22 protein-coding genes are annotated in these 24,628 nt (G+C 66.9%); 4 read left to right on the top strand and 18 right to left on the bottom strand.

Annotation, left to right across the window (positions count from 1 at the left end; genetic code table 11):
- The first annotated feature begins 35 nt into the window (after positions 1–35).
- Positions 36–380 carry a hypothetical protein gene (locus LK540_RS10055; protein WP_229437164.1) on the top strand — a complete coding sequence of 115 codons (345 nt, stop codon included), beginning with the start codon at positions 36–38 and terminating at the stop codon, positions 378–380.
- 644 nt (positions 381–1,024) lie between these two features.
- On the opposite strand, the gene LK540_RS10050 is transcribed toward LK540_RS10055, so the two are convergent.
- From LK540_RS10050 to LK540_RS09965, 18 genes are all read right to left on the bottom strand, one after another.
- Positions 1,025–1,765: a 2OG-Fe dioxygenase family protein gene (locus LK540_RS10050; RefSeq protein WP_229437163.1), complete on the bottom strand. Its 741-nt coding sequence runs from the start codon at positions 1,763–1,765 to the stop codon at positions 1,025–1,027.
- A gap of 90 nt (positions 1,766–1,855) precedes the next feature.
- The gene (locus tag LK540_RS10045) at positions 1,856–3,901 is read right to left on the bottom strand and encodes a TonB-dependent receptor (RefSeq protein ID WP_229437162.1); all 2,046 of its coding nucleotides are present in this window, start codon (positions 3,899–3,901) and stop codon (positions 1,856–1,858) included.
- Between the two features lie 4 nt (positions 3,902–3,905).
- On the bottom strand, positions 3,906–4,397 hold the full coding sequence (locus LK540_RS10040) for a DUF6702 family protein (protein WP_229437161.1): 492 nt from the start codon (positions 4,395–4,397) through the stop codon (positions 3,906–3,908).
- Positions 4,394–6,787, bottom strand: coding sequence for a M1 family metallopeptidase (locus LK540_RS10035; RefSeq protein ID WP_229437160.1), 2,394 nt, complete (start codon positions 6,785–6,787; stop codon positions 4,394–4,396). The genes LK540_RS10040 and LK540_RS10035 overlap by 4 nt, the downstream gene beginning before the upstream one ends.
- A gap of 302 nt (positions 6,788–7,089) precedes the next feature.
- Complete coding sequence (locus tag LK540_RS10030; protein WP_229437159.1) at positions 7,090–9,489, bottom strand: M1 family metallopeptidase; 2,400 nt, start codon at positions 9,487–9,489, stop codon at positions 7,090–7,092.
- A 390-nt stretch (positions 9,490–9,879) separates the two neighbouring features.
- On the bottom strand, positions 9,880–10,827 hold the full coding sequence (locus LK540_RS10025; protein WP_229437158.1) for a type II secretion system F family protein: 948 nt from the start codon (positions 10,825–10,827) through the stop codon (positions 9,880–9,882).
- Between the two features lie 18 nt (positions 10,828–10,845).
- A complete protein-coding gene (locus tag LK540_RS10020) occupies positions 10,846–11,820 on the bottom strand; it encodes a type II secretion system F family protein (protein WP_229437157.1) in 975 nt (324 codons plus the stop codon).
- A gap of 16 nt (positions 11,821–11,836) precedes the next feature.
- Positions 11,837–13,180 (bottom strand): CpaF family protein, encoded by a 1,344-nt coding sequence (locus LK540_RS10015; protein ID WP_229437156.1) that lies wholly within the window; start codon positions 13,178–13,180, stop codon positions 11,837–11,839.
- Positions 13,177–14,370, bottom strand: a complete 1,194-nt coding sequence (locus tag LK540_RS10010; RefSeq protein ID WP_229437155.1) for an AAA family ATPase — start codon at positions 14,368–14,370, stop codon at positions 13,177–13,179. The genes LK540_RS10015 and LK540_RS10010 overlap by 4 nt, the downstream gene beginning before the upstream one ends.
- 9 nt (positions 14,371–14,379) lie before the next feature.
- The gene (locus LK540_RS10005) at positions 14,380–14,643 is read right to left on the bottom strand and encodes a hypothetical protein (RefSeq protein ID WP_229437154.1); all 264 of its coding nucleotides are present in this window, start codon (positions 14,641–14,643) and stop codon (positions 14,380–14,382) included.
- On the bottom strand, positions 14,640–16,109 hold the full coding sequence (locus LK540_RS10000) for a type II and III secretion system protein family protein (RefSeq protein ID WP_229437153.1): 1,470 nt from the start codon (positions 16,107–16,109) through the stop codon (positions 14,640–14,642). Before LK540_RS10000 ends, LK540_RS10005 begins: the two co-directional genes overlap by 4 nt.
- An 8-nt stretch (positions 16,110–16,117) precedes the next feature.
- Positions 16,118–16,972, bottom strand: a complete 855-nt coding sequence (gene cpaB / locus LK540_RS09995; RefSeq protein ID WP_229437152.1) for a Flp pilus assembly protein CpaB — start codon at positions 16,970–16,972, stop codon at positions 16,118–16,120.
- Positions 16,972–18,345, bottom strand: coding sequence for an ATP-binding protein (locus LK540_RS09990; RefSeq protein ID WP_229437151.1), 1,374 nt, complete (start codon positions 18,343–18,345; stop codon positions 16,972–16,974). Before LK540_RS09990 ends, cpaB begins: the two co-directional genes overlap by 1 nt.
- Complete coding sequence (locus LK540_RS09985) at positions 18,342–18,923, bottom strand: prepilin peptidase (RefSeq protein WP_229437150.1); 582 nt, start codon at positions 18,921–18,923, stop codon at positions 18,342–18,344. The genes LK540_RS09990 and LK540_RS09985 overlap by 4 nt, the downstream gene beginning before the upstream one ends.
- A 110-nt stretch (positions 18,924–19,033) precedes the next feature.
- On the bottom strand, positions 19,034–19,207 hold the full coding sequence (locus tag LK540_RS09980; RefSeq protein ID WP_229437149.1) for a Flp family type IVb pilin: 174 nt from the start codon (positions 19,205–19,207) through the stop codon (positions 19,034–19,036).
- A gap of 33 nt (positions 19,208–19,240) precedes the next feature.
- On the bottom strand, positions 19,241–19,378 hold the full coding sequence (locus tag LK540_RS09975; protein WP_229437148.1) for a hypothetical protein: 138 nt from the start codon (positions 19,376–19,378) through the stop codon (positions 19,241–19,243).
- A 177-nt stretch (positions 19,379–19,555) separates the two neighbouring features.
- Positions 19,556–20,209 (bottom strand): response regulator transcription factor, encoded by a 654-nt coding sequence (locus LK540_RS09970; protein ID WP_229437147.1) that lies wholly within the window; start codon positions 20,207–20,209, stop codon positions 19,556–19,558.
- Positions 20,210–20,229: 20 nt separating this feature from the next.
- Positions 20,230–21,942 carry a sensor histidine kinase gene (locus tag LK540_RS09965; RefSeq protein WP_229437146.1) on the bottom strand — a complete coding sequence of 571 codons (1,713 nt, stop codon included), beginning with the start codon at positions 21,940–21,942 and terminating at the stop codon, positions 20,230–20,232.
- 124 nt (positions 21,943–22,066) lie between these two features.
- On the opposite strand from LK540_RS09965, the gene LK540_RS09960 reads away from it, so the two are divergent.
- The 3 genes from LK540_RS09960 to LK540_RS09950 are packed head-to-tail and all read left to right on the top strand — an operon-like array spanning position 22,067 to position 24,496.
- Positions 22,067–22,537, top strand: a complete 471-nt coding sequence (locus LK540_RS09960; protein WP_229437145.1) for a TadE/TadG family type IV pilus assembly protein — start codon at positions 22,067–22,069, stop codon at positions 22,535–22,537.
- On the top strand, positions 22,534–23,148 hold the full coding sequence (locus LK540_RS09955) for a TadE/TadG family type IV pilus assembly protein (protein WP_229437144.1): 615 nt from the start codon (positions 22,534–22,536) through the stop codon (positions 23,146–23,148). Before LK540_RS09960 ends, LK540_RS09955 begins: the two co-directional genes overlap by 4 nt.
- 1 nt (position 23,149) lies before the next feature.
- Positions 23,150–24,496: a VWA domain-containing protein gene (locus LK540_RS09950; RefSeq protein ID WP_229437143.1), complete on the top strand. Its 1,347-nt coding sequence runs from the start codon at positions 23,150–23,152 to the stop codon at positions 24,494–24,496.
- Positions 24,497–24,628 lie beyond the last annotated feature (132 nt).

The following is a 24,628-nucleotide window of genomic DNA, read 5'->3' as shown; positions in this document are numbered from 1 at the left end:
CCCGTTACAATGGGTTTTTTGCGATGGAGGTGGAGATGAAACGATTCCTGTCGTTCGCGGCCCTGTCCTGTGCGCTGCCGCTGCACGCCGTGGCCCAGCACACCGCGCCGCCTGCCGATCCGCCGTGCCGCGCCGAGCCGCAAGCCGACGCACCTGCCTCGGCCGCCCTGCCGCCCCGCGCCGGCACCCAGCCCATGCCGGAACGCGGCACCGTGGCGCCGGTGAACAAGCTGCCTTCGCATGTGGAGTCGGCTTCCTCGCGGAGGATGGCGGCGGTGAATGCGCGCCAGGAGGTGGCAAATGCGAAAAAAAATCCCGAACCGCCGTGCCGGCCGATGGCTACGCAGATCGCACCGGCAGAGGATGGGAAGAAGAGTTGAGGCAGGAATTGCACCAGAACAGTGCAATTCGTAACGCATACGCACCCTGATGATGCGCTGCGACATAAATCCTTGTCGAAGTGGTGCCGAGGCAGCAGAAGGGAGTTCATTACCGAGAGGAGATACGGTATTGATACCGTAGTTTTACCGTATTGCGGTGCACAATAAACCGCGTTATATTGGAACTGTCTCCTCCAGTTTTCTCCGAATACTGGATTACCGCCCGGTACCGCAAGGTACTCGGGCGTTTTTTTTGGCTGATGGCTTTACCGTAGGGTGGGCCGGGCCGCGCAAGGCACTCCGTGCCCACGCGGTACGTACGGGTCCGCGAGTCGTTGGCGGCGAGGTGTCGCTCGTGCCATATGAGATGGACGGAAAGCCTTGCATGGCGATAGGGCCGGGCTCCGCGTCAGCGGGCGACGAGCGACCGCACGTAGTGCAAGCATGGGCACGTAACCGCGTGGGCACGGAGTGCCCACCCTACGGACCGGCCTGGCCGCAGGCCAGGCTCCATGTCATCGGGCGATGAGTCGCCGCATGCAGTGCAAGCATGGGCACGTAACCGCGTGGGCACGTGTTTGAGGCCCCCAGCCTCAAACACCCCACCGTACGGTCAGCGCCGCGGATGCATGCCGGCTTTTGCGTTACTCGACGCCCTCGCCCTGGAAACTCCCTGCGCGCCAGGTCAGCACCAGCGTGTCGCGGTGCCCATGCTCGCCCAGCGGTTGGATCGGCGTCGACTCATGGATCACGGCCGCGTCGTCCAGCAGCAGCATGGTCCACGGTTCGGTCATGGTGAAGCGCTGCCCGCGCGGCCCGTTCGCTTCGAACACGCGCGTCTCGCCGCCCTTGATGCCGGCGCGGTCGATCAAAATCACCGCCACGTAATCGACGCCGTCGCGGTGCGCGCCTTCCGGCGTGGGGCGGCCGATGCCGTCGGCGGTGTCGATGCGGAACTGGTGGGCTTCCACGTACCAGGGCTGGGCACCTTTGACTTCGGAGCACACGGCGCCGAGCGCGCGCAGCAGGCGCCCCCAGGACGGCTGGGCGATGGTGTCGTCTTCGATCGGTTCGAACAAGCGGTGCATGCCGCCGTGCAGGGCGTTGTACTCGACCGGCTGCCAGTGGGCGCGGTGCGCGGTCTGTTCGAGCGCGGCGCCGCTGTCGACGAAGCAGGAGTGGCGGCGGCGCCGGTAGCGGCCGCCGTCCTTCAGGTAGTTGTCGAGTTCGAGGTGGTCCCAGCTCGGCGCCAGCGCCTGCAGCTCAGCCAGCGTGCAGCCGGCCAGGCGCGCCACGTCGGCCGGGCGCACGAGCGCGTAGCCGTCGCCGCGCAAAGCCTCGACGAGGCGGGAAGGGTCGGTGTAGGGTGGTTCGGAGGTCATCATGCCCGGTAGCGTAGCACCTTTCGCAGCGGGCGGTGAAGGGTGGGCGGTCCTCCTGTCCTTTCTCAAACCCGCCGTTGTTGCCAGGTCTCGTTACCAGGTCCTGTTCAGCGTGATGCGGAACGAGCGCGGCTCGATCGGGTGGAAGTGGATGTCGTCGGCCGGCTCGGCCTCGCCCGCCAGCTGGGACGCATAGTAGTAGTCGATGGCCGAGGCGCGCCGGTTGCCGAGATTGAAGCCTTCCAGTTCCACTTGCAGGTCCTTGCCGATGCGGTAACCGATGCGGCCGTTCAGCGTGGTGCTGGCATGCGAGCGCACGCTGTTGTCCTCGATGAGCGGACGCGGGCCGAAGTAGCGCAGGCGCAGCGCGCCCGACCAGGGGCCGAGCTTGTCGACGGTGAGGGCCAGCTGGCCCACGCCCTCGACCGCGCCGGGAATCCTGGTTTCGCCCGGCGCCGCGCCGCGGTAGCGCGCACGCGCAAAGGCGGCGTCGAAGTCGACACCCAGCCAGGCCAGGGGCCGCCAGTAGTTCGAGAACTCGATGCCGTAGCGGCGGCTGGCGTTGCCGGCTTCGGTCATGCCGGCGTCGCCGATGTAGGTGAGTTCGGAGTCGAAGTCGAGGCGGTACAGCGAGACCGCGGTCTGCATCTTCGGGATCGCTTCGGTGCGCAGGCCCAGCTCCATGCCGCGCGAACGCGCCAGTCCCGGCGCGCGTCCCACCGGCTCGAGCGTGGCCGGGTCGATGCCGGCCACCGTGCCGCGTGCATCGTTGCTGTGGAAGCCGTGGCCGTAGTTGGCGTAGAACTCGGTCGACTCGAAGGGCGCCAGGATCAGGCTGAACGAGGGGCTGACCTGGGTGTCATGCGTGCGGCCGCTGTTCTCGATGCGGTCGCTGCGCACGTCGAAGCGGTAGCGGTCGGCGCGCAGGCCGGCCACGGTGCGCACCATCTCGCCCCAGCGCGTGGCGCTTTCGACGAACAGGGCGCCGCTGGTCTCGACGATATGGTCTTCGCGCGTGGTGTTCAGGCGCCGGCGTGCGCGCGTGTCGTACAGCCCGTTGAAGATGTTGTCGTTCTGGAGGCGCGCGCCCACCGTCAGGTCGGAGGCGATGCTGTCGCCGCGGTGCACGTGCCAGGTCTGGGTGGCGTCCACGCCGCCCGTCACGCGCCGGTCAGGCTGGGCGAATTGGTCGCCGTTCACCGGGTCGTTCAGAAAATAGGTGAAGTTCGAGTACAAGTCGAGCTGGTTGCGGATCATGTAGGCGCTGACCTTCGAAGCCGAATCGGCGTCGGTCTGGCGCCAGATGCCGGACAGGCTGTAGCGGTGCGCATTGCCGCCATCGGTGTCGTCGACGGCATCGAAGCGGCCGATGCTGCCGTCTTCCACTGCGCGCAGCGGAACCTGGTCGGTCGCATTCCAGCGGCCGCGGTAGCTCATCGCCGTCACGCTCCAGCCGTTGTTCACGAAGCCGCGGCTGTAGCGCAGCACGGCATTCGTCTTGCGGTAGTCGTCCGGGCGCGTCCACGGGCCGTCGTTCTTCATGATTTCGAGCGCATACAGCAGGGTGCCGCCGGCCACTTCCGGCGACGCCGCCAGCATGCCGCGCGCAAAACCATCCTGGCCCAGCGTGATGCTGCCGATGTTCTTCACCAGGCGGTTGGCGTAGCTGACCTGGGCGCTGCCGGCCGAGGAAAAATCGCCGTCGCGCGCCGAGTAGGGGCCCTTGCGGTAGTCGAGGCGGGCGACCAGTTCCGGGACCAGGAAATTCACGTCGGTCCAGCCCTGGCCGTGGGCATGGCTGCGCTGGTTCACCGGCATGCCGTCGAGCGAGGTCGCCAGGTCGGTGCCGTGGTCGAGGTTGAAGCCGCGCAGGTAGAACTGGTTGGCCTTGCCCTCGCCGCTGTGCTGGCTGGCGATCAGGCCCGGCATCGCTTCCAGCATTTCGCCGGGGCGGTAGGCGGTGCGCGCCGCCAGTTCCTTCTGGCCGACGGTGCCGGCATTCGCCGAGTCGGCGATGCCGAGCTGGCTCATGCGCGAGCCTTCGACCAGCACGCGCTGCAGCACCAGGTCGTCCGCATGCGCGGCATGGTGGACGAGGAGCGCGGCCAGCGCGCACGGCAAGGAACGGAGCCTGGTCATGGTGTCAGCGGGTCGCCTGGTCGGGGTTGGCGCGGTCGAAGGTCAGGGTGCGCACGGCATTGCCGTCGTTGAGGTTCACGGTGTTTACCTGGTCGGGCAGGAAGTCGACCAGCACCGCGTTGTGGATGGCGCCGGCCTTCCACAACGGCGTCTTTTCAATCTCCTGGTAGACCGTGACGCGCTCGGCGTCGGCCGACACGCCGACCCAGCGCACGCGCAGGCGCGACTTGTCCTGGCCCAGCACCCAGAAGCGCGACTCGATGTACTTGCGCAGCACCTCCTGGTCGTCGGGTTCGGTCAGGTCGAACTGGCGCCCGTACATGTTGGCCAGCAGGGCGTCGATGTCGTGCGCCATGTAGGTGTGCACGATCTCGGTGCTGCCGGTGCGGGCGTTGAACGATACGTCGGCGATGCCCGCGTGGAAGCGGTGCGCCGACGCCGCCGTGCCGGCGCACAGCAGCACGGCGCACAGCAGCATCTTCAAGCGGTTCATCATTGCGCGGCCTTTGGCGTTTCAGGCGCGCCATTCGCCGGCGCCGCCTTCGTCTTCAGCGGCGTATTGTAGTCCTTCATCAGGTCCGTCCCGCTGCGGTTGGTCTTGAACAGCTCCAGGCGCGACGGGGTCAGCTTGCGCGGCCAGGCGTTGTTGTCGACGTTGATGTCGGCCGTTTCCCAGAACGGATCTTGCGTCAGGCCCACCATCGGCTCGTCGGTGACGATCAGCTTGGTGATCTTCTTCGGCGAGTAGCGCCAGACTTCGGCCGGGATGCGCTCGATATACTTCTTGCCGCTGGCGAGCTGGATTTCCAGCACCAGCGGCGTCACCAGCCCGCCGACGTTGCTGAAGTCCACCAGGTACAGGTGCTTGCCCGACGAAAGCAGCGCCTTTTCCCAGTCCTCCAGCTTGTCCTGCTGTTCGCTGAACTTGTTGCGGTCGGCGTTCGTGACGGTGAAGTCGTCGTGCTCGTTATAGAAATCCTTCAGCTCGGGATGGGCATCCACGCGGCGCGGCATGCCCTTGTTGCGCTGCTCGGTGAGCGAAGCCGGCTCGGCATCGCGCAGCTTGCGGCGCCAGGCCTTTTCGATGTCCGGATTCTGGGTGCTGACCGTGTACTCGCTGATGCCGTCCACGCTCACGTCCACCGCATCGGTGGTGTAGAACCAGCCGCGCCAGAACCAGTCGAGGTCCGTGCCGGAAGCGTCTTCCATGGTGCGGAACAGATCGGCCGGGGTCGGGCGCTTGAACTTCCAGCGGCGGCCGTATTCTTTAAACGCGAAGTCGAACAGCTCGCGGCCGAGCACCGTCTCGCGCAGGATGTTCAGGGCCGTGGCCGGCTTGGCGTAGGCGTTCGGGCCACGCTGCAGCACCGACTCCGAATTCGTCATGATCGGCGTCTGGTTACGGCTGCGCATGTAGTCGGTGATGTCGCGCGGATCGCCGCGGCGCGCCGGATAGTTTTCTTCCCAGGCGTTTTCGGCGAGGTACTGCAGGAAGGAGTTCAGGCCTTCGTCCATCCAGGTCCACTGGCGCTCGTCGGAGTTGACGATCATCGGGTAGTAGTTGTGGCCGACCTCGTGGATGATCACGCTGATCAGGCCATACTTGGTCGCCTTCGAATAGGTGATCTCGCCGGTCTTCTTGTCCTTGGTCGGACGCGGGCCGTTGAACGAGATCATCGGGTATTCCATGCCGCCGATCGGGCCATTCACCGAAATCGCCACCGGATACGGGTAATCGAAGGAATACTTGTTGTACTGCTCGATGGTGTGGATGATCGCCTGGGTCGAGTACTGCTCCCACAACGGATTGCCTTCCTTCGGATAGTAGGACATGGCCAGCACGTCCTTGTCGCCACTCTTCATGCCCTGGGCGTCCCAGATGAACTTGCGGCTCGAGGCAAAGGCGAAGTCGCGCACGTTCCGGGCCTTGAAGCGCCAGGTCTTCATCGTGCCGGTGCGCTGTTTCTCGTTGGCTTCGGCTTCGGCCTGGGTCACGATCAGGACCGGCTTCTTCGCCGTGCGCGCCTGCTTCAACCGGTCGCGCTGGGCGGCGGTGAGCACCTCGCCGGCGTTCTGCAGCTCGCCGGTGGAGGCGACGATGTGGTCGGCCGGGACCGTGATCTCGACGTCGTAGTCGCCGAACTCCAGCGTGAATTCACCGTCGCCCAGGTACTGCTTGTTCTGCCAGCCGGCCACGTCGTAGTAGGCGGCCATGCGCGGGAACCACTGCGCGACTTCGAACAAATCGTTCTTGTCCTCTTTATCGAAGCGCTCGAAGCCCATGCGGCGGCCGATCACGCTAGCTTCGGGGATGTTGAAGCTCCACTCCATGGCGAACGACACCTTCGCGCCCGGCTTCAGGGGCTGGGGCAGGTCGATGCGCATCATGGTCTTGTTGATCGCGTAGTGCAGGGGGCGGCCGTCGCCGGACTTGACGCTGCCGATCTTGAAGCCGCCGTCAAAGGCGCGGCTCTCGTAGGCGAAGCGGATGGCGTCGAACTTCACGCCTTCGGCGCCGCCCTTTTGCCAGGCATCGCGCGAGGGGATGGTCGAGATGTTGCGGTTGTCCGAATCGCCGCGGAACATGTTCTGGTCCAGCTGCACCCACAGGTAGTTGAGGGTGTCCGGCGAGTTGTTGTGGTAGGTGACGGTGCCGGCGCCGGTGACCGCGCGTTTCGCTTCGTCGAGCGTGGCGCGCAGCTTGTAATCGGCGCGCTGCTGCCAGTAGGCGTGACCCGGGGCGCCGGAGGCGGTGCGGGTGGTGGTGGGCGTCGGCAGCAGCTCGTCGAGCTGGCGGAACTTGTCGTCGAACGGGTCGGCGGCGTGGGCGGTGGCGGCCAGGGCCAGGGTCAGCGCGATGGTGTGCGCGAGGTGTTTCATGTTCATGAATTGTCGCTTCGTTTAAAACAAAACAACCGGTGGCCGCGCTTGATGCGCGACCACCGGCTTGGATCGTACGGTGGGCACTCCGTGCCCACGCGGTTACGTGCGTGTGATGATTGTGTTGGCGGTGATGACCCGCTCGAAACATCAAGCAGGGCCGCAGGCCGTTGCAAGCGTTTCGAGCGGCACCTCGCTGCTGCGGACTCGCGGAACCGTGCGTACCGCGTGGGCACGGAGTGCCCACCGTACGGGTCAAGGTTCGCGGCCCGAGTCCAACCTGCGGCCCGCATCGGCCAACAACCCGGTCACTGCACCGGTGGCACCGTCTCCTTCTTCGGCTCTTCCTTGGCAGCGGCGTCCTTCTCTTCCTCCGTCTTCAGCTTGGTATTGAAGTCCTTCATCAGGTCATTGCCACCGCGTTCGGTCTTGAACAGTTCCAGGCGCGACGGGGTCAGCTTGCGCGGCCAGGCGTTGTTGCTCTGGTCGATGTCGGCGGTTTCCCAGTACGGGTCCTGGACCAGGCTGGTCATCGGTTCGTCGGTGACGATCAGTTTCGTGATCTTCTTCGGCGAATAGCGCCACACTTCGGCCGGAATACGCTCGATGTACTTCTTGCCGCTCGCGAGCTGGATCTCCAGCACCAGCGGCGTCACCAGCCCGCCGACGTTGGTGAAGTCCACCAGGTACAAATGCTTGCCCGAGGACAGGAGCGCCTTTTCCCAGTCTTCCAGCTTCTCCTGCGACTCGTTGAACTTGTTGCGGTCCGCGTTCGTCACGGTGAAGTCGTCGTGCTCGTTATAGAAATCCTTCAGCTCGGGGTGCGCATCCACGCGGCGCGGCATGCCCTTGTTGCGCTGGTCGGTGAGCGAGGTCGGTTCGGCGTCGCGCAGTTTGCGGCGCCAGGCTTTTTCGATTTCCGGATTCTGCGAGCTGACCGTGTATTCGCTGATACCGTCGATGCTCACGTCCACCGGGTCGGTGGTGTAGAACCAGCCGCGCCAGAACCAGTCGAGGTCCGTGCCCGAGGCGTCTTCCATGGTGCGGAAGAAGTCGGCCGGGGTCGGGCGCTTGAATTTCCAGCGGCGCGCGTATTCCTGGAAGGCGAAGTCGAACAGTTCGCGGCCCAGCACCGTTTCGCGCAGCACGGTCAGGGCGGCGGCCGGCTTGGCATAGGCGTTGTTCCCGAACTGGAGCACCGACTCCGAGTTGGTCATGATCGGCACCTGGTTGCGGCTCTTCATGTAGTCGGTGATCAGGCGCGGTTCGCCGCGCATTTCCGGCCACTGCTCCTCCCAGGCTTCCTGGGCCAGGGTCTGCACGAAGGAGTTCAGGCCCTCGTCCATCCAGGTCCACTGGCGCTCGTCGGAGTTGACGATCATCGGGAAGTAGTTGTGGCCCACTTCATGGATGATCACGCCGATCAGGCCGTACTTGGTGCGCTTCGAGTAGGTCAGTTCGCCGGTCTTCTTGTCCTTGGTCGGACGCGGGCCGTTGAACGAGATCATCGGGTATTCCATGCCGCCCACCGGGCCGTTCACGGAAATCGCGGTCGGGTAGGGGTAGTCGAACGAATACTTGTTGTACTGCTCGATGGTGTGGACGATGGCCTGGGTCGAATACTTCTCCCACAGCGGATTGCCTTCCTTCGGATAGTAGGACATCGCCATCACGTCGGTGTCGCCGCTCTTCATGCCCTGGGCGTCCCAGATGAACTTGCGGCTCGAGGCAAACGCGAAGTCGCGCACGTTCTTCGCCTTGAAGCGCCAGGTCTTGGTGCCGCTGGCCCTGGTTTTTTCGGCCGCTTCCGCCTCGGCCTGGGTCACGATGACCACCGGCTTCTTCGAATTCTTGGCCTTTGCCAGGCGGTCGCGCTGGGCGGCGGTGAGCACCGAGCCTGGGTTCTGCAGCACGCCGGTCGAGGCCACGATGTGGTCGGCCGGGACGGTCAGCTCGACGTCGTAGTCGCCGAATTCGAGCGTGAATTCGCCGGCGCCGAGGAACTGCTTGTGCTGCCAGCCATACACGTCGTAGTAGGCCGCCATGCGCGGGAACCACTGGGCGATCTCGAACAGGTCGTTCTTGTCTTCGTCAAACTTCTCGAAGCCCGAACGGCCGCCGAGCACCTTCTGCTCGTTGATCTTGTAGTTCCACTCGACGTCGAAACTGAAGCGCTGGCCGGGTTTGAGCGGCGTCGGCAAATCGATGCGCATCATCGTGCCGTTGATGGTGTGCGCCAGCTGGCGGCCGCCGGCCTTGACGCCGGTGATCTTGAAACCGCCGTCGAAGGCGAGGCTCTCGAAGGTCGTGCGCAGGGCGTCGAACTTCATGCCTTCTTCCGGGCTGCGCGGCTTGGCCCAGGCCTCGCGCGAGACCACGGTGGCCGAGCGGCGTGCGCCGGAGTCGCTCTTGTAGATGTTCTGGTCGAGCTGCAGCCACAGGTAATTCAGCGTATCCGGGGAATTGTTGTGGTAGATGATCGTTTCGGCAGCGCTGATCGCGCGGTTCGCTTCGTCGAGCGTGGCGCGGATCGTGTAGTCGGCGCGCTGCTGCCAGTAGGCGTGGCCGGGGGCGCCGGAGGCGGTGCGGATCGTCGTTGCGGTCGGCAGCAGCTCGTCGAGCTGGCGGAACTTGTCGTCGAAAGGTTCGGCCGCAAAGGCGGACGCGCCGAGGCATAGCGCAGCCAGCGCGAATGGCAAACGGATCATGTTTCCCCTGTTTTTATGATGGATTTTGGAGAAAGTATTCTAATCGTATCTTTCGAGCAAGCCTGGGTTGATTTGTAAAAAAGCTGATACATGAGGCGGGGATGCGACGCGGGTGCGCGGATGGTGAAACGTTCGACGGAGCCATTGGCGTATCCCGTACGGTGGGCACCCCGTGCCCACGCGGTACGCACGTGGCCGGAGTCCGCTGCGGCGAGGTGTCGCTCGCAAAGCATGCGATGGACGACGACCCGTGGCCAGGATGACCGATAGCGGGCGACAAGTCACGGTACGTAGTGCGAGGAAGCGCTCGTACCGCGTGGGCACGGAGTGCCCACCGTACGGGATGCCATATCCGTCACATCGCATGGCGCGGCATCACCGGTACGCGGGTCACTCCATGCCCGCAGCCACCGGAATCACCGAGCGCAGGATCTGCAGGCAGGCCGGTCCCAGCAGGACCACCAGCAGCGCCGGGAAGATAAAGAAGATGAGCGGGAACAGCATCTTGGTCGCGATCTTGGCCGCGTTCTCCTCGATCAGCTGGCGCCGCCGCGTGCGCAGCTGTTCCGATTGCACGCGCAGGGCGGTGCCGACGCTGGTGCCGAAGCGGTCGGCCTGGATCAGCATCTTGACCAGGGCGTCGACGTCTTCGACGCCGGTGCGCAGGGCCAGGTTGCGCAGGGCCTTTTCCTTGCCGCTGCCGGCGCGCATTTCCAGCGTCACCAGCTGCAGCTCCTCGGCCAGCACCGGCGACTTCAGGCCGATCTCGGCGCCGACCCGGGCCAGCGCCGCGTCCATTGCCAGGCCGGCTTCGACGCACACCGTCATCAGGTCCAGCGCATCCGGGAAAGTCTCGAAGATATCGCGCTGGCGCCGCGCGATGCGGCGTTTGAGCACGATGTCGGGCGCGTAGTAGCCGACCGAGGCCGAGCCCACCAGCGCCAGGAAGGTGAAGACCAGCGGGCGCTCGGGGTCGTGCGGCAGCAGCAGGAAGGCGAGCAGCGGCAGGCCCAGGGTCAGGGCGGTCTTCCCGGCGTGGAACAGGCCGGGCGTGGACGGGTCGCGCCAGCCGGCGTTGATGAAGCGCAGGCGCACCGGCGAGCCTTCCCAGCCTTCGGCCGGCACCGACAGGCGCGCCAGCGGCGCGGCCAGGCGCGCCAGGCGCACCAGCCAGCCCTTGTCCGGCTCGGCATCGGCGGGGGAGCCGGCATCGCGCTCGTCGAGCGTCGACAGGCGCGCCTTGACCGGGTCGCGCGTGAGCAGCAGCATGGCCAGCACGGCGGCGCCGAACACCAGCAGGAACATCAGGGCCAGCATCAGGATCTGGGACTTCGTCATGGTCGTTGCCTTTGTTTCTTACATGCGGATACGGATGATCTTGCGGATCGCCAGCACCCCGACCACCATCATCACGGCGGCGGCGCCGAGCATCTTGCGTCCGGCCGGGTCGGTCACCAGCACGCTCATCGTCTCCGGGTTTGCCAGGGTCATCACCGAACCCGCGCCGAAAGGCAGCAGGCACAGCACCCAGGCCGAGATGCGTCCCTCGGCTGACAGCACGCGCACCTGGCCGACGAGTTTCAGGCGGTCGCGGATGATCGCGCTGATCGAGGACAGCAGCTCGGTCAGGTTGCCGCCGCTCTCGCGCTGGATCAGCACCGCCACCACGAAGTACTGCAAGTCCATGCTGGGCAGGCGCTGGGCCAGGCCGTTCAGGGCGTCGCCCATCGAGATGCCGAAGTTGACTTCGTCGAAGGCGGTCTTGAATTCCTCGCCCAGCGGCGCCGGCACTTCGTCGGCAACGAGCTTGAGCGCGGTCGGGAAGGCATGGCCGGCGCGCATCGCGCGGCTCATCATGTCGAGCGCGTCGGGCAGCTGCAGTTCGAAGCGCGCCAGGCGGGCGTCGCGCGCCTGCGCCAGGCGCATCAGCGGCAGGGCCGCCACGCCCAGCGCCAGCGGCAACAGCGCGATGCCGGGCAGGCCCAGCACCATGCCCAGCACCAGCCCGGCCGCCAGGCCGCCCGCGCAGAACGCCAGCTGGCGCGCCACCAGTTGGCGCGAGCCGGCCTGCATCAGCATCCGGTCCAGGCGGCGCGTGCCGGGCAGGCGCCGCAGCAGCGCGTCCAGCTCGGGGTTGTCGCTCAGGCGGCGTTCCTTGACGATGGTGATGTCGTCCTGGCGCGTCTCGTTGCCGATCACGCTGCGCAGGCGCCGCGCGATGCGCTCGGCTTCCGGGCTGCGGTGCGCCAGCCAGCCCACGTACACGCCCCAGATCAGGAGCAGGACGGCCGCGAACAGCAGCACGACGAAAAGAAGGAAGGTGATGTCCATGCGCGTCGGCCCGTGTTCAGCGCGGCTCGAAGACCTGCGGCGCCAGGTTCACGCCGAAGGTGCGCAGGCGCTCGGCGAAGCGCGGACGCACGCCGGTGGCGCTGGCGTGGCCGATCACGGTGCCGTCATCAAGCACGCCGGTCTGCTTGTACGCGAAGATCTCCTGCATCGTGATGACGTCGCCTTCCATGCCCGTCACTTCCGAGATCGACAGCACGCGGCGCTTGCCGTCGGTCAGGCGCGCCACCTGCACCACCACGCCGACCGCCGAGGCGATCTGCTGGCGCATGGCCTTCGGCGGCAGCGTGCCGGCGGCCATGCTGATCATGTTTTCCAGGCGCGTCAGGGCGTCGCGCGGGGTATTCGCGTGGATGGTCGCCATCGAGCCTTCGTGGCCGGTGTTCATTGCGCCCAGCATGTCGAGCGCCTCGGCGCCGCGCACCTCGCCCAGGATGATGCGGTCGGGGCGCATCCGCAGGGCGTTCCGCACCAGCGCGCGCTGGGTGACTTCGCCCTTGCCCTCGATGTTCTCGGGGCGGGTTTCCAGGCGCACCACGTGCGGCTGCTGCAGCTGCAGTTCGGCCGCGTCTTCCACCGTCACGATGCGCTCGTTGGCGCCGATGAAGCCGGAGATCACGTTCAGCATGGTGGTCTTGCCGGAGCCGGTGCCGCCCGAGATCAAAATGTTCACCTTGGCCTTGCCCAGGCCCTGCAGCACCTCGGCCATGTCGGCGGTGAGGCTGCCGTAGGAGACCAGGTCGGCCAGGCGCAGCGGGTCGGCCGAGAAGCGGCGGATCGACATCACGGCGCCGTCGATCGCCAGCGGCGGGATGATCGCGTTCACGCGCGAGCCGTCCGGCAGGCGCGCGTCGACCATCGGGCTCGATTCGTCGATGCGGCGGCCCACGCGCGAGACGATCTTGTCGATGATTTTCATCAGGTGGGCTTCGTCGGTAAAGGTGACGTCGGTCAGCTCCAGCTTGCCGCGCCGCTCCACGTACACCTGCTTGTGGGTGTTGACCAGGATGTCGGACACGGTCGGGTCTTCCAGCAGCGGTTCGAGCGGGCCCAGGCCCAGCATCTCGTTCTGGATGTCGCGCGTCAGGGTCTTGCGCTCGGCGTCGTTGATGACGACCAGCTCTTCTTCCAGCAGGCGTTCTACCAGCAGGCGCAGCTCGGCGCGGATCTGGTCCTGCGACAGGCGCTGCATGCTCTCCAGGTCGATGCGGTCGAGCAGGGCTTCGTGGATGCGGCTTTTCAGCTGGTGGTAGGCGCGGTTGTCGATCGCGCCGCGCTGGGCGTTCGGCTGCGGCGCGCTGTTGCCGAGGCGTTCGCGCAGCGAATAAGCGGGGAGGTTCATCGCGGCAGTTCTTTCTTGTCGGTGGCGCGGCGGTTGAACAGGCGCGACACCAGGCTGGCGCTCGGCGCCGGCGCCGCTTCGCCGGTCAGGCCGCGCGCCATGTCCAGCAGGGCCGCGCTCAAGGGGCTGTCGGGCGCCAGGCGCGTCACCGGCACGCCCTGGTTCACCGATTTCGCGGCGGCGTCGTAGTGGTTCGGCACGGTGCGCAGGGTGCTCGTGTCGAAGGCCGCTTCCAGGTCCTTCATGCGGATGTCGCTGTTCTTGTCGTGGCGGTTCACGATCAGTTCGACCTTGTCCTTGCCGTAGTCGAGATTGCGGAACACGGTGAGCAGGCGCTTGCCGTCGCGGATGTAGGGCAGCGTCATCTGCAGCACCGGGTAGATGGTGTCGGCGTGGTCGAGTGCGCGGATGCTCACCGGGTCCAGGCTGCGGCCGACGTCGAGCACGATGAAGTCGTACTGGCGGCGCGCCAGCTTGACGATGGCGTCGATGTGCTCGGGCTTCACGTCGCTGGCATGGGCCGGGTCCGATGGCGCGGCCAGGATGCCGTAGTTGGGCGTGACGGCGACCATGCTCGAGGCCAGGAACGAGGGGTCGAGGCGGTGGATCTGCAGCGCCACGTCGGACAGGGTGGCCAGCGGCTTGGTGTCGGAGACGAACAGCGAGGCGTCGCCGAACTGCAGGTTCATGTCGATCAGGGCCACGCGCTTGCTGCCGCCGCTCGCCAGGGCATAGGCCAGGTTGGTGGCGAGGAAGGTAGAGCCGCTGCCGCCCTTGCACGAGATAAAGGCCAGCACCTTGCCCTGGGCGCCGCCCTGGCTGCCCAATTTTTCGGCGATGCGGTCGATGGTCTGGGTGAGGACGGCGGCGCCGGGCATGGCCGGCAGCACTTCGCGCACGCCGGCGCGCATCGCGCGCAGCAGGAAGTCCTGCGACAGGTCGGCCGACAGCACTACGAAGGCCATGCGCGGGAACAGGTGGCCGAGGCGCTCGAGCTGGCCGAGGTCGTCCTCGTCCAGGCGCGGCTGGTCCACGACCAGCACGTCGGGAATGGCTTCGTCGGCCAGGGTCGACAGGCGCGCGGGCGTGCCCGAGATCATGTCGACTTCGTCCAGGCCCGGCCGCGCGCGCAGCTGGCGCGACAAATCGATCAGGTTGCGCTCGTCGCGCGAAAGAATGGCGATTTTCACGGTGCTTCCTTATTTGCCGGAGCTGTTGCCGAAGGTCGGGCTGTCGGACTGCGGCGTGGGCGTCGCGAACGACTGCTGGTAATTCGCATACGCAGCGGCAGCGGCGGCGCCGTCCGTGCCGCGCTCGGGCTGGGCCTGGGGCCGCGGATGCAGCACCTGGCTGGCAAAGGCGGCGCGTACCGTCGTGCCGCTGGTGGCGCTCGTCCTGCCGCCGGCGCAGCCGGCAAGGATGGCAACGAAGGCGAGGGCGGCGATAGGGAAGATACGGTTCATGGCTTGTCCTTTTTGGGGGCGGCGGCGGGGCGGGCCCTGCCTTCGTGCTTGCCGCCCAGCAGGAACTGGGCGCGGCTCGGCGGCACGTATTCGTCGGTCGGCAGGCGCGGCACGTCCTGCAGCGGCTTGACCAGGTGCGGCGTTACCACGAACACCAGCTCGCTGCGGTCGTTCTGGAAGTCGCTGCTGCGGAACAGGGTGCCCAGCACCGGCACTTCGCCCAGGAAGGGGAAGCGCTTGATGTTGCTGGTGACGTTGTTGCGGATCAGGCCGCCGATGACGAAGCTCTGGCCATCCTGCAGCTGCACGGTGGTGGTGGCGCGGCGCGTGGTAAAGGCCGGCAGGATCGAGGTGGCGTTCGAGCCGCCGGCGCTGAAGCCCACGCCTTCGCGGTTCAGTTCCGACACTTCCGGCGCCACGCGCAGGTTGATGCGCCCGCCCCCGAGCACGGTCGGCGTGAACTTCACGGCCACGCCGTATTCCTTTTCCTCGAGGGTGATGGCGGCGCCGTTGCCCAGGCCGCTTTGCGTGACCGGAATGAAGATCCTGCCGCCGGCGAGGAAGCTCGCTTCCTGGCCGCTGATCGCCATCACGGTCGGCTCGGCCAGGATTTTCACCAGGCCGTCGCGGTTCTCGCCGTCGATCTGCAGCCCTTTGGTGCCGGTGCTCTTGCTGCCGCCCAGGCTGCCGCCGGCTCCGGTCAGGAAGTTCGACAGGATGCCGTAGGTCCAGCTGCCGTTGATCTTGCTGTACAGGGCATTCGCGCCGAGCTGGTCGACCAGGGACTTCGAGACTTCGGCGATCTTCACTTCCAGCATGACCTGCTGCGGCGCGGCGATGGCCAGCATGTTCAGCACGGTCGGCGCCGCGGCCGCTGCAGGCGCCGCGCCGGCCGCGCCGGACACACCCGCCGCCGGCGGGCTGCCTGCCGCCGCGCCGCCGCCGGCGGCCTGGGCCACGCTTTCCTGGTAAGCCGTCGCCAGCGCGATCAGCTGGCTCGCCACGGCGGAATCGGTCACCATGCCCGACAGGACCAGGGCATTGCCGCTGGTGCCGATGCGGATATCCTTTTCGTCCGGGAACAGGCTCTCGAACTGGGCGCGCAGCGGCGCGGTATCGAGGCCGACGTTCAGGTCGATCACGGTGGAGCGGCCGTCGCGGGTGGAGACGATCAGGTTGGTGCTGCCGACGCTGCGCGCGACGATCACGACTTCGCTGGCATTCGGCACCACCACGTTGGCGATGCCGGGCGCGCCGACGGTCACCTGCGAGGCCGGGCTGCAGAAGCGCTTCAGCACGGACTTGCCGCGCACCAGGTCGAGGCTGCGCACCTCGCCCTGGCCGCGCAGGTCGATGCAATTGGCCGGCGCGGCTGGCTGGCTGGCGGCCTGATTCGCAGCCGAAGCGGCGCCTGCGGCCAGCGCCATTGCGCAGGCCAGCAGGGTCTTGTTGGTCTGGAAGGTCATGGTGTTCTTCAGTTGAATGCTTGCGGAGCGGCGTCGAGGCCGCGGATCACGAGGACGCCGTCGTTGCGCGGCGAGGCGGGGCGCGGGCGGGCCGGGGCGGCCGGCGCCTGCACGGCCGGCGCCGGCGCCGCGGCGGCCACCGGGGCCGGCTTGGCTTCAGGCAGGCCGAGGACCGACTCGCGGGTGGCGCCGCTGGTGTTGGCCGGCTGCGGGTCGACCTGGTTGCGCAGCACCAGCGAGAGCGAACCGATGCTGCGCGCGAGATCGAGCTTTTCCACCTGGTCCGGGGCCAGCTCCAGCGTCACGGCATTCACCACGCGCGGCTTGGAGTCGTCGCGGTTCGATTCCTGGGCCACGGCCAGCACCAGGATGCGCTCGAGCACGATCTTCGAGATCGAGGGCTGGCGCGCGCCGTTGTCGAGCGCCGTGCTTTCCAGGTTGACCAGGATGTCGACATAGTTGCCCGGCAGGGCGAAGCCGGCCACGCCGACCACGTCGTTGACGCGCACCGTCATGGCGCGCTTGCCGGTGGCGACCACGGCCGACAGGCCGCCGGTGGTGCCGGGCGGGGCCAGCTTCGATTCGAGGATCGGTTCGCCGCGCGCGACGTCGCTGCGCACGATGCGGTTTTCCAGGACTTTCAGGTCGGTGATGGCGCCCGGCGGCACCGAGCCGGCCGGCCATTCGGCCAGCTGCACGCTTTCCTCGGCCAGCTTCGAACCCTGGACGATGTCGGCGCTGGCCACGGCCACGCGGGTGCCGGCGCCGCCCTGTTCGCTCATCCACTTGGCGGCCACCAGCACCGAGGCCAGGGCCAGGAACAGGGCCACGCCGATAATCAGCAGTGCTCTCGAGTTACGCATCAGTCTTTCTCCATCGTGCCGCGTTCGCGGCGTTCCAGTTGCAACGGGCAGCCGGACGGGGAGCCGGCGGCAAAGTAGTTATTCCAGGCCCAGTCCAAGGCGCGGCGGTCGAGTTCCGGCGCGCGTTCTTCGTAGCGCGCCAGGTCGCGCAGCTGGCGCACCAGGTCGCGCGGGTGGCAGGCCAGCAGCGGCACGCCGCAGGCACGGTGGCAGTCGAGCAGGTAGTCGAAGACGGCGGCGTCGAAGCGGATGCCGGCCTCGGCGCAGGCCTGGGCGAACAGGCGCGTGTATTCGTCTTCCGAGGCCGGCGGCACCTCGATCTTGTAGCCGAGCCGGCGCAGGAAGGCGCCGTCCGACAGGCGCTGCGGCACGAAGTTCGACGAAAACACGACGATCACGTCGAACGGCACCTGGAAGCTGTGCCCGGTGTGCAGGGTCAGGTAGTCGACGCCGCGGTCCATCGGCACGATCCAGCGGTTCATCAGCGCATCCGGCGTGCAGCGCTGGCGCCCCAGATCGTCGATGATGAAGATGCCGTTGTTCGACTTCAGGTGCGGCGGCGCCACATATAAACGGGTGTGCGGGTCGAAGCCGAGGTCGAGCATCTCGAGCGTGAGCTCGCCGCCGGCCAGTGCGGCCGGGCGGCGCAGGTTGCGCACCCAGCGCAAATCCGGCGCGCTGCCGCGGTCGATGCCGCCGCCCGCGCTGTCGCCGGCCGGGGGCGCGTCGATGGCGCGGTGCTGGACCGGGTCGAACAGGGGAATCGTCTCGCCGTCGACCATCAGGGCGTAGGGCAGGGCGATGGCGCCGCTGAGCAGCGCGTGCAGGCGTTCGGCGAGGAAGGTCTTGCCGCTGCCGGCCAGGCCGTGCAGGAACAGGGCACGGCCCGAGTTCATGGCCGCGCCGAGCTGGTCGCGCACCTGCGGATTGATCACCACGCCCTCGAAGGCGGCGTTCATGTGCGCGCGCGTGACCTGCATGCCGGCCAGGCTCTGGGCCCGCACCTGGGCCGCGTAGGCGGCCAGCGTTACCGGCGCCGGGCCGGCATAGGCGTTGCGCGCCAGGACCGCGGCGGCGCGCGCGCGGCCGGCTTCGGTCAGCAAGTAGGACAGATCGGCGTCGGTGCCGCTGTTGCCCAGGCGCGCGACCTCGACCAGTTTTTCGGCGCGCAGGAAGGCGATCAGGGGATCGATCACGCTCACGTTCAGCTTCAGGTGCGCGGCCAGTTCGGGCAGGCGCAGCTGGCCGCGCCGGTGCAGGACCTTGGCGATCAATTCGGCCAGGAACAGGAAGGGCAGGCCGGTGTCTTCGACCGTGCGCGGAGCGCGCGCGTCGGCCGGCGCCACGGCGTGTGCGGCGGATACATCGTTCACAGCGGCAGCTTTCCGAAGACGCGCAGCCACAGGACGCAGGCAATGCTGGCGGCGGCGATCGCCACCGCGTAAGGCAGGCGGCCGCTGGCGGCGCTCGGGGCGGCCACCAGCGGGCGGCCCGTGAGGCCGGACATGCCGGTAAACACCATCATCTGCCAGGCGTTGCCGAGCAGGCTGCGCAGCTTGCCCTGGGCGGCGGCAAAGGCCAGGGCCAGGATGCCGCCGGCGGCCAGGGTCACCAGGGCCACCGCCAGGATCTGGCCGGCGCCGACAAAGGCGCCGACCATCGCCAGCAGCTTGACGTCGCCCGCGCCCATCAGGCGCAGCGCGTACATCGGCAGCAGGACGGCCAGGCCCAGGCCCAGGCCGCCGAGCGCGGAAACCAGGCCGAGCCCGCCCATCGGGCTGCCGAACAGGCCCGCGAGACCCGCGCCGGCCGGCAGCAGGGCGTGCAGGGCCAGTCCCGCCAGCGCACCGGGAAAGACCACGGCGTTCGGGATGCGGCGCGCACGCACGTCGTGCCAGACGGCGGCGCCGAGCAGCGCAAACAGCAGCATCATGGGCAGCAGGGAAGACAAGGCGGACTCCGGAGAGGAAAACGGACAAGCGGGGAGGGTGGGAAGCCCGGGAATCCGGCCAGGTGGCCGGCCCGGATTCCCCTGGCGCCGCGAGGCGCCGGATACGGCGATTACTTGACGGTGGTCGAGATCTTGGCGGCCAGGGCGCGGAACATCGTGTTGATGTTGCCACCCAGCAGGGTGACGGCGCCGATGATGACGCCGGCGACCAGCGAAGCGATCAGGGCGTATTCGATGGCGGTAACGCCGTCTTCTTCCTGGATGAAGTTTTTGATGAAGTTCATTGTGGGTCCTATGGTTTTGGAAGGTTGCTCGTCTTATGCGCTGGTCCATGCGGCCATTGCCGCGATGAAGCCGACAACCACGACCAGGACGATCAGGACGACATACGACATGGTTGGCGTGCCCGTACGGTCGTACGCGTGCTGTTCCGGGCTGTCTTCCTTGTCGTACACTTTCGCTCCTGTCCTGTTGCCGCCGTACCGCATGAACCGATACGCAGCGCATGGAAAGAATGATACGAATGCGCCCGGATCGGCACATCCGTCAAATCTCCCTTTTTTTGTAGGACTTCCGGGCAGGCGCATCTGGGACAAATGTCCCAGGCGGCCAGATGTGCGCGGCGGCGCGGCTCAGGACAGGCTGTGGCGGGTGGCGTAGACGTAGAGTTCGAGGCGGTTGGCAACGCCCAGCTTGGCGTAGATGGCGGTCAGGTGGTTGCGCAGGGTGCGCTCGGAAATGAAGGCGCGCTCGGCCAGTTCCTTGTTCAGCGCGCCCTTGCCCTGCACGATCATGCCGATCACTTCGCGCTCGCGTGCGGTCAGCGAGGCGATGCGCGCCGCTTCCGGATCGGGGCGCGGCGCCGGCGCCGTGAGTTGCCCGAGCAGGGCCTGCATCAGCCCGGGTTCGAGCCAGAATTCGCCGCCATGCACCTTGCGCACGGCGGCCAGCACGTCCTCGGTCGGCGCCTCCTTGCTGACCACGCCGCGCGCGCCCAGCTTGACCGCCGCGGCCAGGGTGGCCTGGTCGCGGTTCGCGCTCAGGATCACGGCGCGCGTGATGCCGTTGGCCAGCAGCTGCGGCAGGATGTCGAGCGAGCTGCTGCCTTTCAGGTCGAGGTCGAGCAGGACGATGTCGGGCTTCAGTTCGGCGCACAGCGCAAGGGCCTGGGCCGGGTCGCCGGCGCTGCCGACCAGGTCGAATGCAGCGCCTTCGGCCTGCACCAGGCGCTCCAGGCCCCACAGCATGGTCTTGTGATCATCCACCAGCAGGATGCGGATACCCATTCTTTCTCCGGTTACTTTGTTCAGATCGGCACGCGCACGCGCAGCACGGTCTGCTGCGCCCCGGCTTCCACGGCGAGCGTGCCGCCCATGGCCGCCACCCGCTCGGCGATCGAGCGCGGCGCGAAAACCGCGCCGGCGGCGCCGTCGGCCGGATTGCTGATGTCGATCAGCAGCAGGCCGTCTTCCTGGCCGATCAGCACGCGGCCGTTGCGCGCGCGCGTGTGCTTGCAGATGTTGTTGACGCCTTCGGCCACGATCTGGAACACCTCGGCCGCGAGGCGGTCATTGATGCCGGGGGCGCCGCCGGCGTCGAGGGTAACATGCACGTCGTAAAAGGCGCGCACCTGGTTCAACTGGCGCCGCAGCGCGATCTGCAGTTCCGGTTCTTCCTGGCGGCCGTTGCGGAAGCGCTGAGCGAATTCGCGCATGTCGCCGATGACGCCGCTGCACATCTCCATCAGGCGTTCCAGGTCGGGCGCGACGGTGCTGCTGTCGCCGGCCTGCTGGCGGATCGCCGCCACCGCATGGCGCAGGCCGATGTAGGGCTGGATGGTGCTGTCGTGCAGGTCGCGCGCGATCGTCTGGCGCTCGCGGAAGGCGGCCTCGGAAGCCAGGCGGTCGAGCAGGTCGATGGTCTCGATGACCGGGAAGGCCTGCTGCGCGATGTGGTTCAGGAAGGTCGCGTCGCTGCGCCGCAAGCCCGGCGCCGAAGTCACGAAGATGCGCCCGCTGCCCTTGCGCAGCGGCAGGGTGGCGCTGATGAAGGCGTCGGTATCGAGCAGGTCGGCGACCTGGCTGCAGGCCGCCGGATCGATGGCCTCCCACGCCGATTCCGCCCCGATCCGTTCGGCGCAGGCGGCGCCGGGCAGCCAGCGGCGCCCGCTGCCGCGGTACAGGATGGTGGCGCCGTCGCCCAACGCCAGCAGCGGCTGCACCGCCGCCTCGTCGGTGTGCATGCGGCTGAGGGCGCGGCCGCTGCGCGGGTGGTGCACGGTATGCAGGGTCCAGCCGCCTTTCGGGTCCTGCATCAGCAGCACGCAGGTGCTGCCGCCGTAGAAGCGCAGGATCTTCGCCATCAGCGAATCGAGCGTGTGCTGGACGCCGAAGCGCGGGTTCGACAGGCGGCTGACATCGCGCAGCAGCGCCAGGCGGCGCCGCTGGTCGACCGACAGCCCGCCCCAGAACGCGATCATGTACCCCAGCGCCAGCAGGAAGGTGGTGCGCAGCAGCAGCAGGTGCAGCGTGCGCACGCCCTGCGTGGCCAGCACCGTGCCCAGGACCAGAGCGGCGGCGCCCAGGGTCAGGCGCGCGCCGGCGTCGAAGCCGTGGCGGAACGACGCCGCCAGGATGGCGAAGAAGAAGAACGAAAAGAAGGGGCTGGGCGCACCGCCGCTGGCGTACACCATCATCCCGTACCAGCCGATGTCGACCCAGTAGATCACCGGGCCATGCCAGAAGCCGGCGCGCGAGCGCGCCACCACCAGCAGGGTCAGGCTGTGCAGGACATAGGCCACGAAGATCAGCCACGACCAGCGGCCGGTCAGGTTCACGCTGTCGGCGCCGATGTGCAGCGTCAGCAGCGCCGACAGCGCCAGCAGCAGGCGCATGCCGAACACCATCCAGGCTTCGGCGTCTGGCGAGACCGGGCGTTGAGGGGCCGTGGCGGCGGCGTGTTGCGGGGAGCGATCTGGTATCCGGTCGCCGAAAGAAACAATGCTTTGAAACCAACCCATGTTGTTCTGTACCGACAGCGGCTAAAAATCGCAGGAAGAAAATGTACGGCAAGCAATTCTTGCCCTGTAGAATCCAGAAGCTTAGCGCATGCCCAACCAAAAGCCTACTGAAGTCGTGCCAAAAATGAAATTATCGGTACCCCGCCGTCAATCTGGCGCCACAGTCGTCGAAATGGCGATCGTGGCGCCCGTGTTTTTGCTGATCCTGCTGGCCCTGGTCGAATTCAGCATGATGTTCTTCGCCACGCTGACGATGCAGTACGCGGTGCGCGAAGGCGCGCGCTATGCCATTACCGGCCAGCGCAACCTCGACCCGAACACCGGCAGCCAGCAGCGCTACGCGGCCGTCATCGCCAGCATCAAGGACAATTCGCTGGGCATGTACGACAGGCTGGCGCCGGTCATCTCGGTGAACGGCAAGTCCTACGCCAGCACCGCATACACCAGCGGCATGTTCGGCGCGCCGGGCAGCCTCATCGTGCTGCAGCTCGATTGCGACTGGGTCGTGACCACGCCGCTGCTGTCGAGCCTTTTCAGCGGCGGCAAATACCATTTCGCGGTAGCCGCCACCATGCGCAACGAGTACTTCCCATGATGCGCCGCTTTCCCTTGCCCCGCCAGCGCGGACTGGCCGCCGTCGAATTCGCCCTGGTGCTGCCGCTGCTGATGCTGCTCCTGTTCGGCATGATCGACGCCGCCCGCGCGCTGCAGGCCAACATCATCATGGTCAACATCGGGCGCGAAGGCGCGAACCTGGTGGCGCGCGGCGGCACCCAGCTCGAGACCGGCAGCCAGGACATCATCTATGCGCTGATGGCCAGCGCGCCGCCGCTGAACGTGCAGCAGCGGGGCATGGTGTACATCACGCGCGTGATGGGCGTGACCAGCGGCGGCGCCTCGCGCAGCGTGGTGGTCGACCAGTACCGCTGGGACGACGCCGCGCGCAATCTCGGCTACCGCGCCAGCGGCTACGCCCCGGCCAGCCGGATCTTTGCCTGCCCGGCCTGGAACGCCGGCCTGTGCAGCGGCATCAACAGCAAGAACCGCCCCGCCTCGGCCGTCATGGACGGCAAGCTGGGCGATGGCGAAGTGGTCTACGTGGTCGAAACCTTCTACAAATTCGACATGTTCATGACCTCGTTCTCGATGGACTCCCTGAGCCTGCCCACCATCGGGCCCGACCTGTATTCGATGACGGTGTTCTGACATGCATCCACTACTCCAACGCCAGCCCCGAAAGCAGCGCGGCGCCGTTCTTGTCATGGTCGTCCTGGCGATGCTGGTCCTGCTGGCCCTCGTGGGACTGATCGTCGACGGCGGCCTGGCCTACCTGGTCAAGGCGCGCCTGAACGCCGCCGTCGACTCCGCCGCCCTGGCCGGCGCGCGCGCCGTCCCGGCCGGGAAAAACGAGACCGAACAAAGGGCCAGCGCGATAAAAGCCGCCGCCACCTTCTTCGCCGCGAACATTCCCGAGAACTACCTGATGTCGCGCCCCAAGCTGCTCAGTACCGGCGTCTCCTTCGACAAGGGCCAGGTGACCGTCGACGTGCATGCCGAGGCGCCGATGCCGGTGTCGGTGATGCAGCTGATGGGTTTCACGGCGCTCAATCCGGTGGCGTATGCCCAGACCATCCGCAAGGACCTGGACATGGCTTTCGTGGTCGATACCTCGGGTTCGCTGTCAACCTCGGCCGCCGCGGTGCGGGCCTCGGCGAAGAGTTTTCTCAACAAGTTCAGCGTGGAGCAGGACCGGGTGGGGCTGATTCACTTCGCCTCTGGCGCCGTCGTCGACAACCCGATCGCCGTAGAAGACCGCGGCTTCGACCGCAACGCCATGGTCGGCAAGATCGACGGCTTCAAGTTCGTCGGCAACACTGCGTCGGTCGAGGGCATGTGGCATGCGCGCAATGAACTCAACAAGATTCCCCTGCTGTCGCGCTCGAGCCTGCGCGTGATCGTGTTCTTCTCGGATGGCGCGCCGACGGCGTTCGGTTCTTCCCTGAAGTTCAATAACCCGGCGGACTGTACCCGCCCCGGCGTGCTTGCCCACAACGACGTGGCGCCCAGCGGCCTGTACGAACCCGCCATGCAAGACGCGCTGATCACCAGCGGCTGCAGTGCCGTGAGCAACAAGAAAATCAGGACCACGGTCAAGGGTTTGCCTGACTGGTACGACGCGCACGACAACAAGAAAGAATTCCCGATCGTGACGGCCGGGCCGCGCGAGGTGACTGCCAGCCTGGCCAGCGATACGGACGCTTGGAAAAACATCACCCGTGCCGCGCGCAATCTCCCCGAAGCCGTGGCAGCCAGGGCGCGCGACGAAGGCATCTATGTGTTCACGCTGGGCATGGGGCAGCTCAAGAGCAAGACCGGTTTCGACAAGGAAGTCGGCGAGAACGTCCTCAAGTGCATGGCCAACGTGGCCGACGCCCCATCGCGCTGCTACGACCCGGAGAAGCCGGTCGGCATGTACTGCTACGCCGCCACCACGGCCGACCTGACGCCGTGCTTCTCGCGCCTGGCCTCGGCGATCCTGCGCATCTCGAAATAACAGCTGGGGTCAGGTTGAGAGGGTCCGGGATTCATGGACATCCAAATAGTGGACAATATGTCCCTGGAGGATTTACATGACAAACAAGCAGTTGCCATCGAAGCGGGAGATCGTTCCCGCTTCATCGGACTC

This window comes from Massilia sp. IC2-278, assembly GCF_020708045.1.
In the GTDB taxonomy this organism is placed as follows: Bacteria; Pseudomonadota; Gammaproteobacteria; order Burkholderiales; family Burkholderiaceae_D; genus Telluria.
Note: the sequence above shows the minus strand (reverse complement) of the source record. Positions and strands in the feature narration are given on the sequence as shown.

Bases quoted from the DNA above. Each gene is read 5' to 3' on its own strand.
- LK540_RS10055 (WP_229437164.1), top strand. From the start codon at position 36: ATGAAACGATTCCTGTCGTTCGCGGCCCTGTCCTGTGCGCTGCCGCTG.
- LK540_RS10050 (WP_229437163.1), bottom strand. From the start codon at position 1,765: ATGATGACCTCCGAACCACCCTACACCGACCCTTCCCGCCTCGTCGAG.
- LK540_RS10045 (WP_229437162.1), bottom strand. From the start codon at position 3,901: ATGACCAGGCTCCGTTCCTTGCCGTGCGCGCTGGCCGCGCTCCTCGTC.
- LK540_RS10040 (WP_229437161.1), bottom strand. From the start codon at position 4,397: ATGATGAACCGCTTGAAGATGCTGCTGTGCGCCGTGCTGCTGTGCGCC.
- LK540_RS10035 (WP_229437160.1), bottom strand. From the start codon at position 6,787: ATGAACATGAAACACCTCGCGCACACCATCGCGCTGACCCTGGCCCTG.
- LK540_RS10030 (WP_229437159.1), bottom strand. From the start codon at position 9,489: ATGATCCGTTTGCCATTCGCGCTGGCTGCGCTATGCCTCGGCGCGTCC.
- LK540_RS10025 (WP_229437158.1), bottom strand. From the start codon at position 10,827: ATGACGAAGTCCCAGATCCTGATGCTGGCCCTGATGTTCCTGCTGGTG.
- LK540_RS10020 (WP_229437157.1), bottom strand. From the start codon at position 11,820: ATGGACATCACCTTCCTTCTTTTCGTCGTGCTGCTGTTCGCGGCCGTC.
- LK540_RS10015 (WP_229437156.1), bottom strand. From the start codon at position 13,180: ATGAACCTCCCCGCTTATTCGCTGCGCGAACGCCTCGGCAACAGCGCG.
- LK540_RS10005 (WP_229437154.1), bottom strand. From the start codon at position 14,643: ATGAACCGTATCTTCCCTATCGCCGCCCTCGCCTTCGTTGCCATCCTT.
- LK540_RS10000 (WP_229437153.1), bottom strand. From the start codon at position 16,109: ATGACCTTCCAGACCAACAAGACCCTGCTGGCCTGCGCAATGGCGCTG.
- cpaB (WP_229437152.1), bottom strand. From the start codon at position 16,972: ATGCGTAACTCGAGAGCACTGCTGATTATCGGCGTGGCCCTGTTCCTG.
- LK540_RS09980 (WP_229437149.1), bottom strand. From the start codon at position 19,207: ATGAACTTCATCAAAAACTTCATCCAGGAAGAAGACGGCGTTACCGCC.
- LK540_RS09970 (WP_229437147.1), bottom strand. From the start codon at position 20,209: ATGGGTATCCGCATCCTGCTGGTGGATGATCACAAGACCATGCTGTGG.
- LK540_RS09965 (WP_229437146.1), bottom strand. From the start codon at position 21,942: ATGGGTTGGTTTCAAAGCATTGTTTCTTTCGGCGACCGGATACCAGAT.
- LK540_RS09960 (WP_229437145.1), top strand. From the start codon at position 22,067: ATGAAATTATCGGTACCCCGCCGTCAATCTGGCGCCACAGTCGTCGAA.
- LK540_RS09955 (WP_229437144.1), top strand. From the start codon at position 22,534: ATGATGCGCCGCTTTCCCTTGCCCCGCCAGCGCGGACTGGCCGCCGTC.
- LK540_RS09950 (WP_229437143.1), top strand. From the start codon at position 23,150: ATGCATCCACTACTCCAACGCCAGCCCCGAAAGCAGCGCGGCGCCGTT.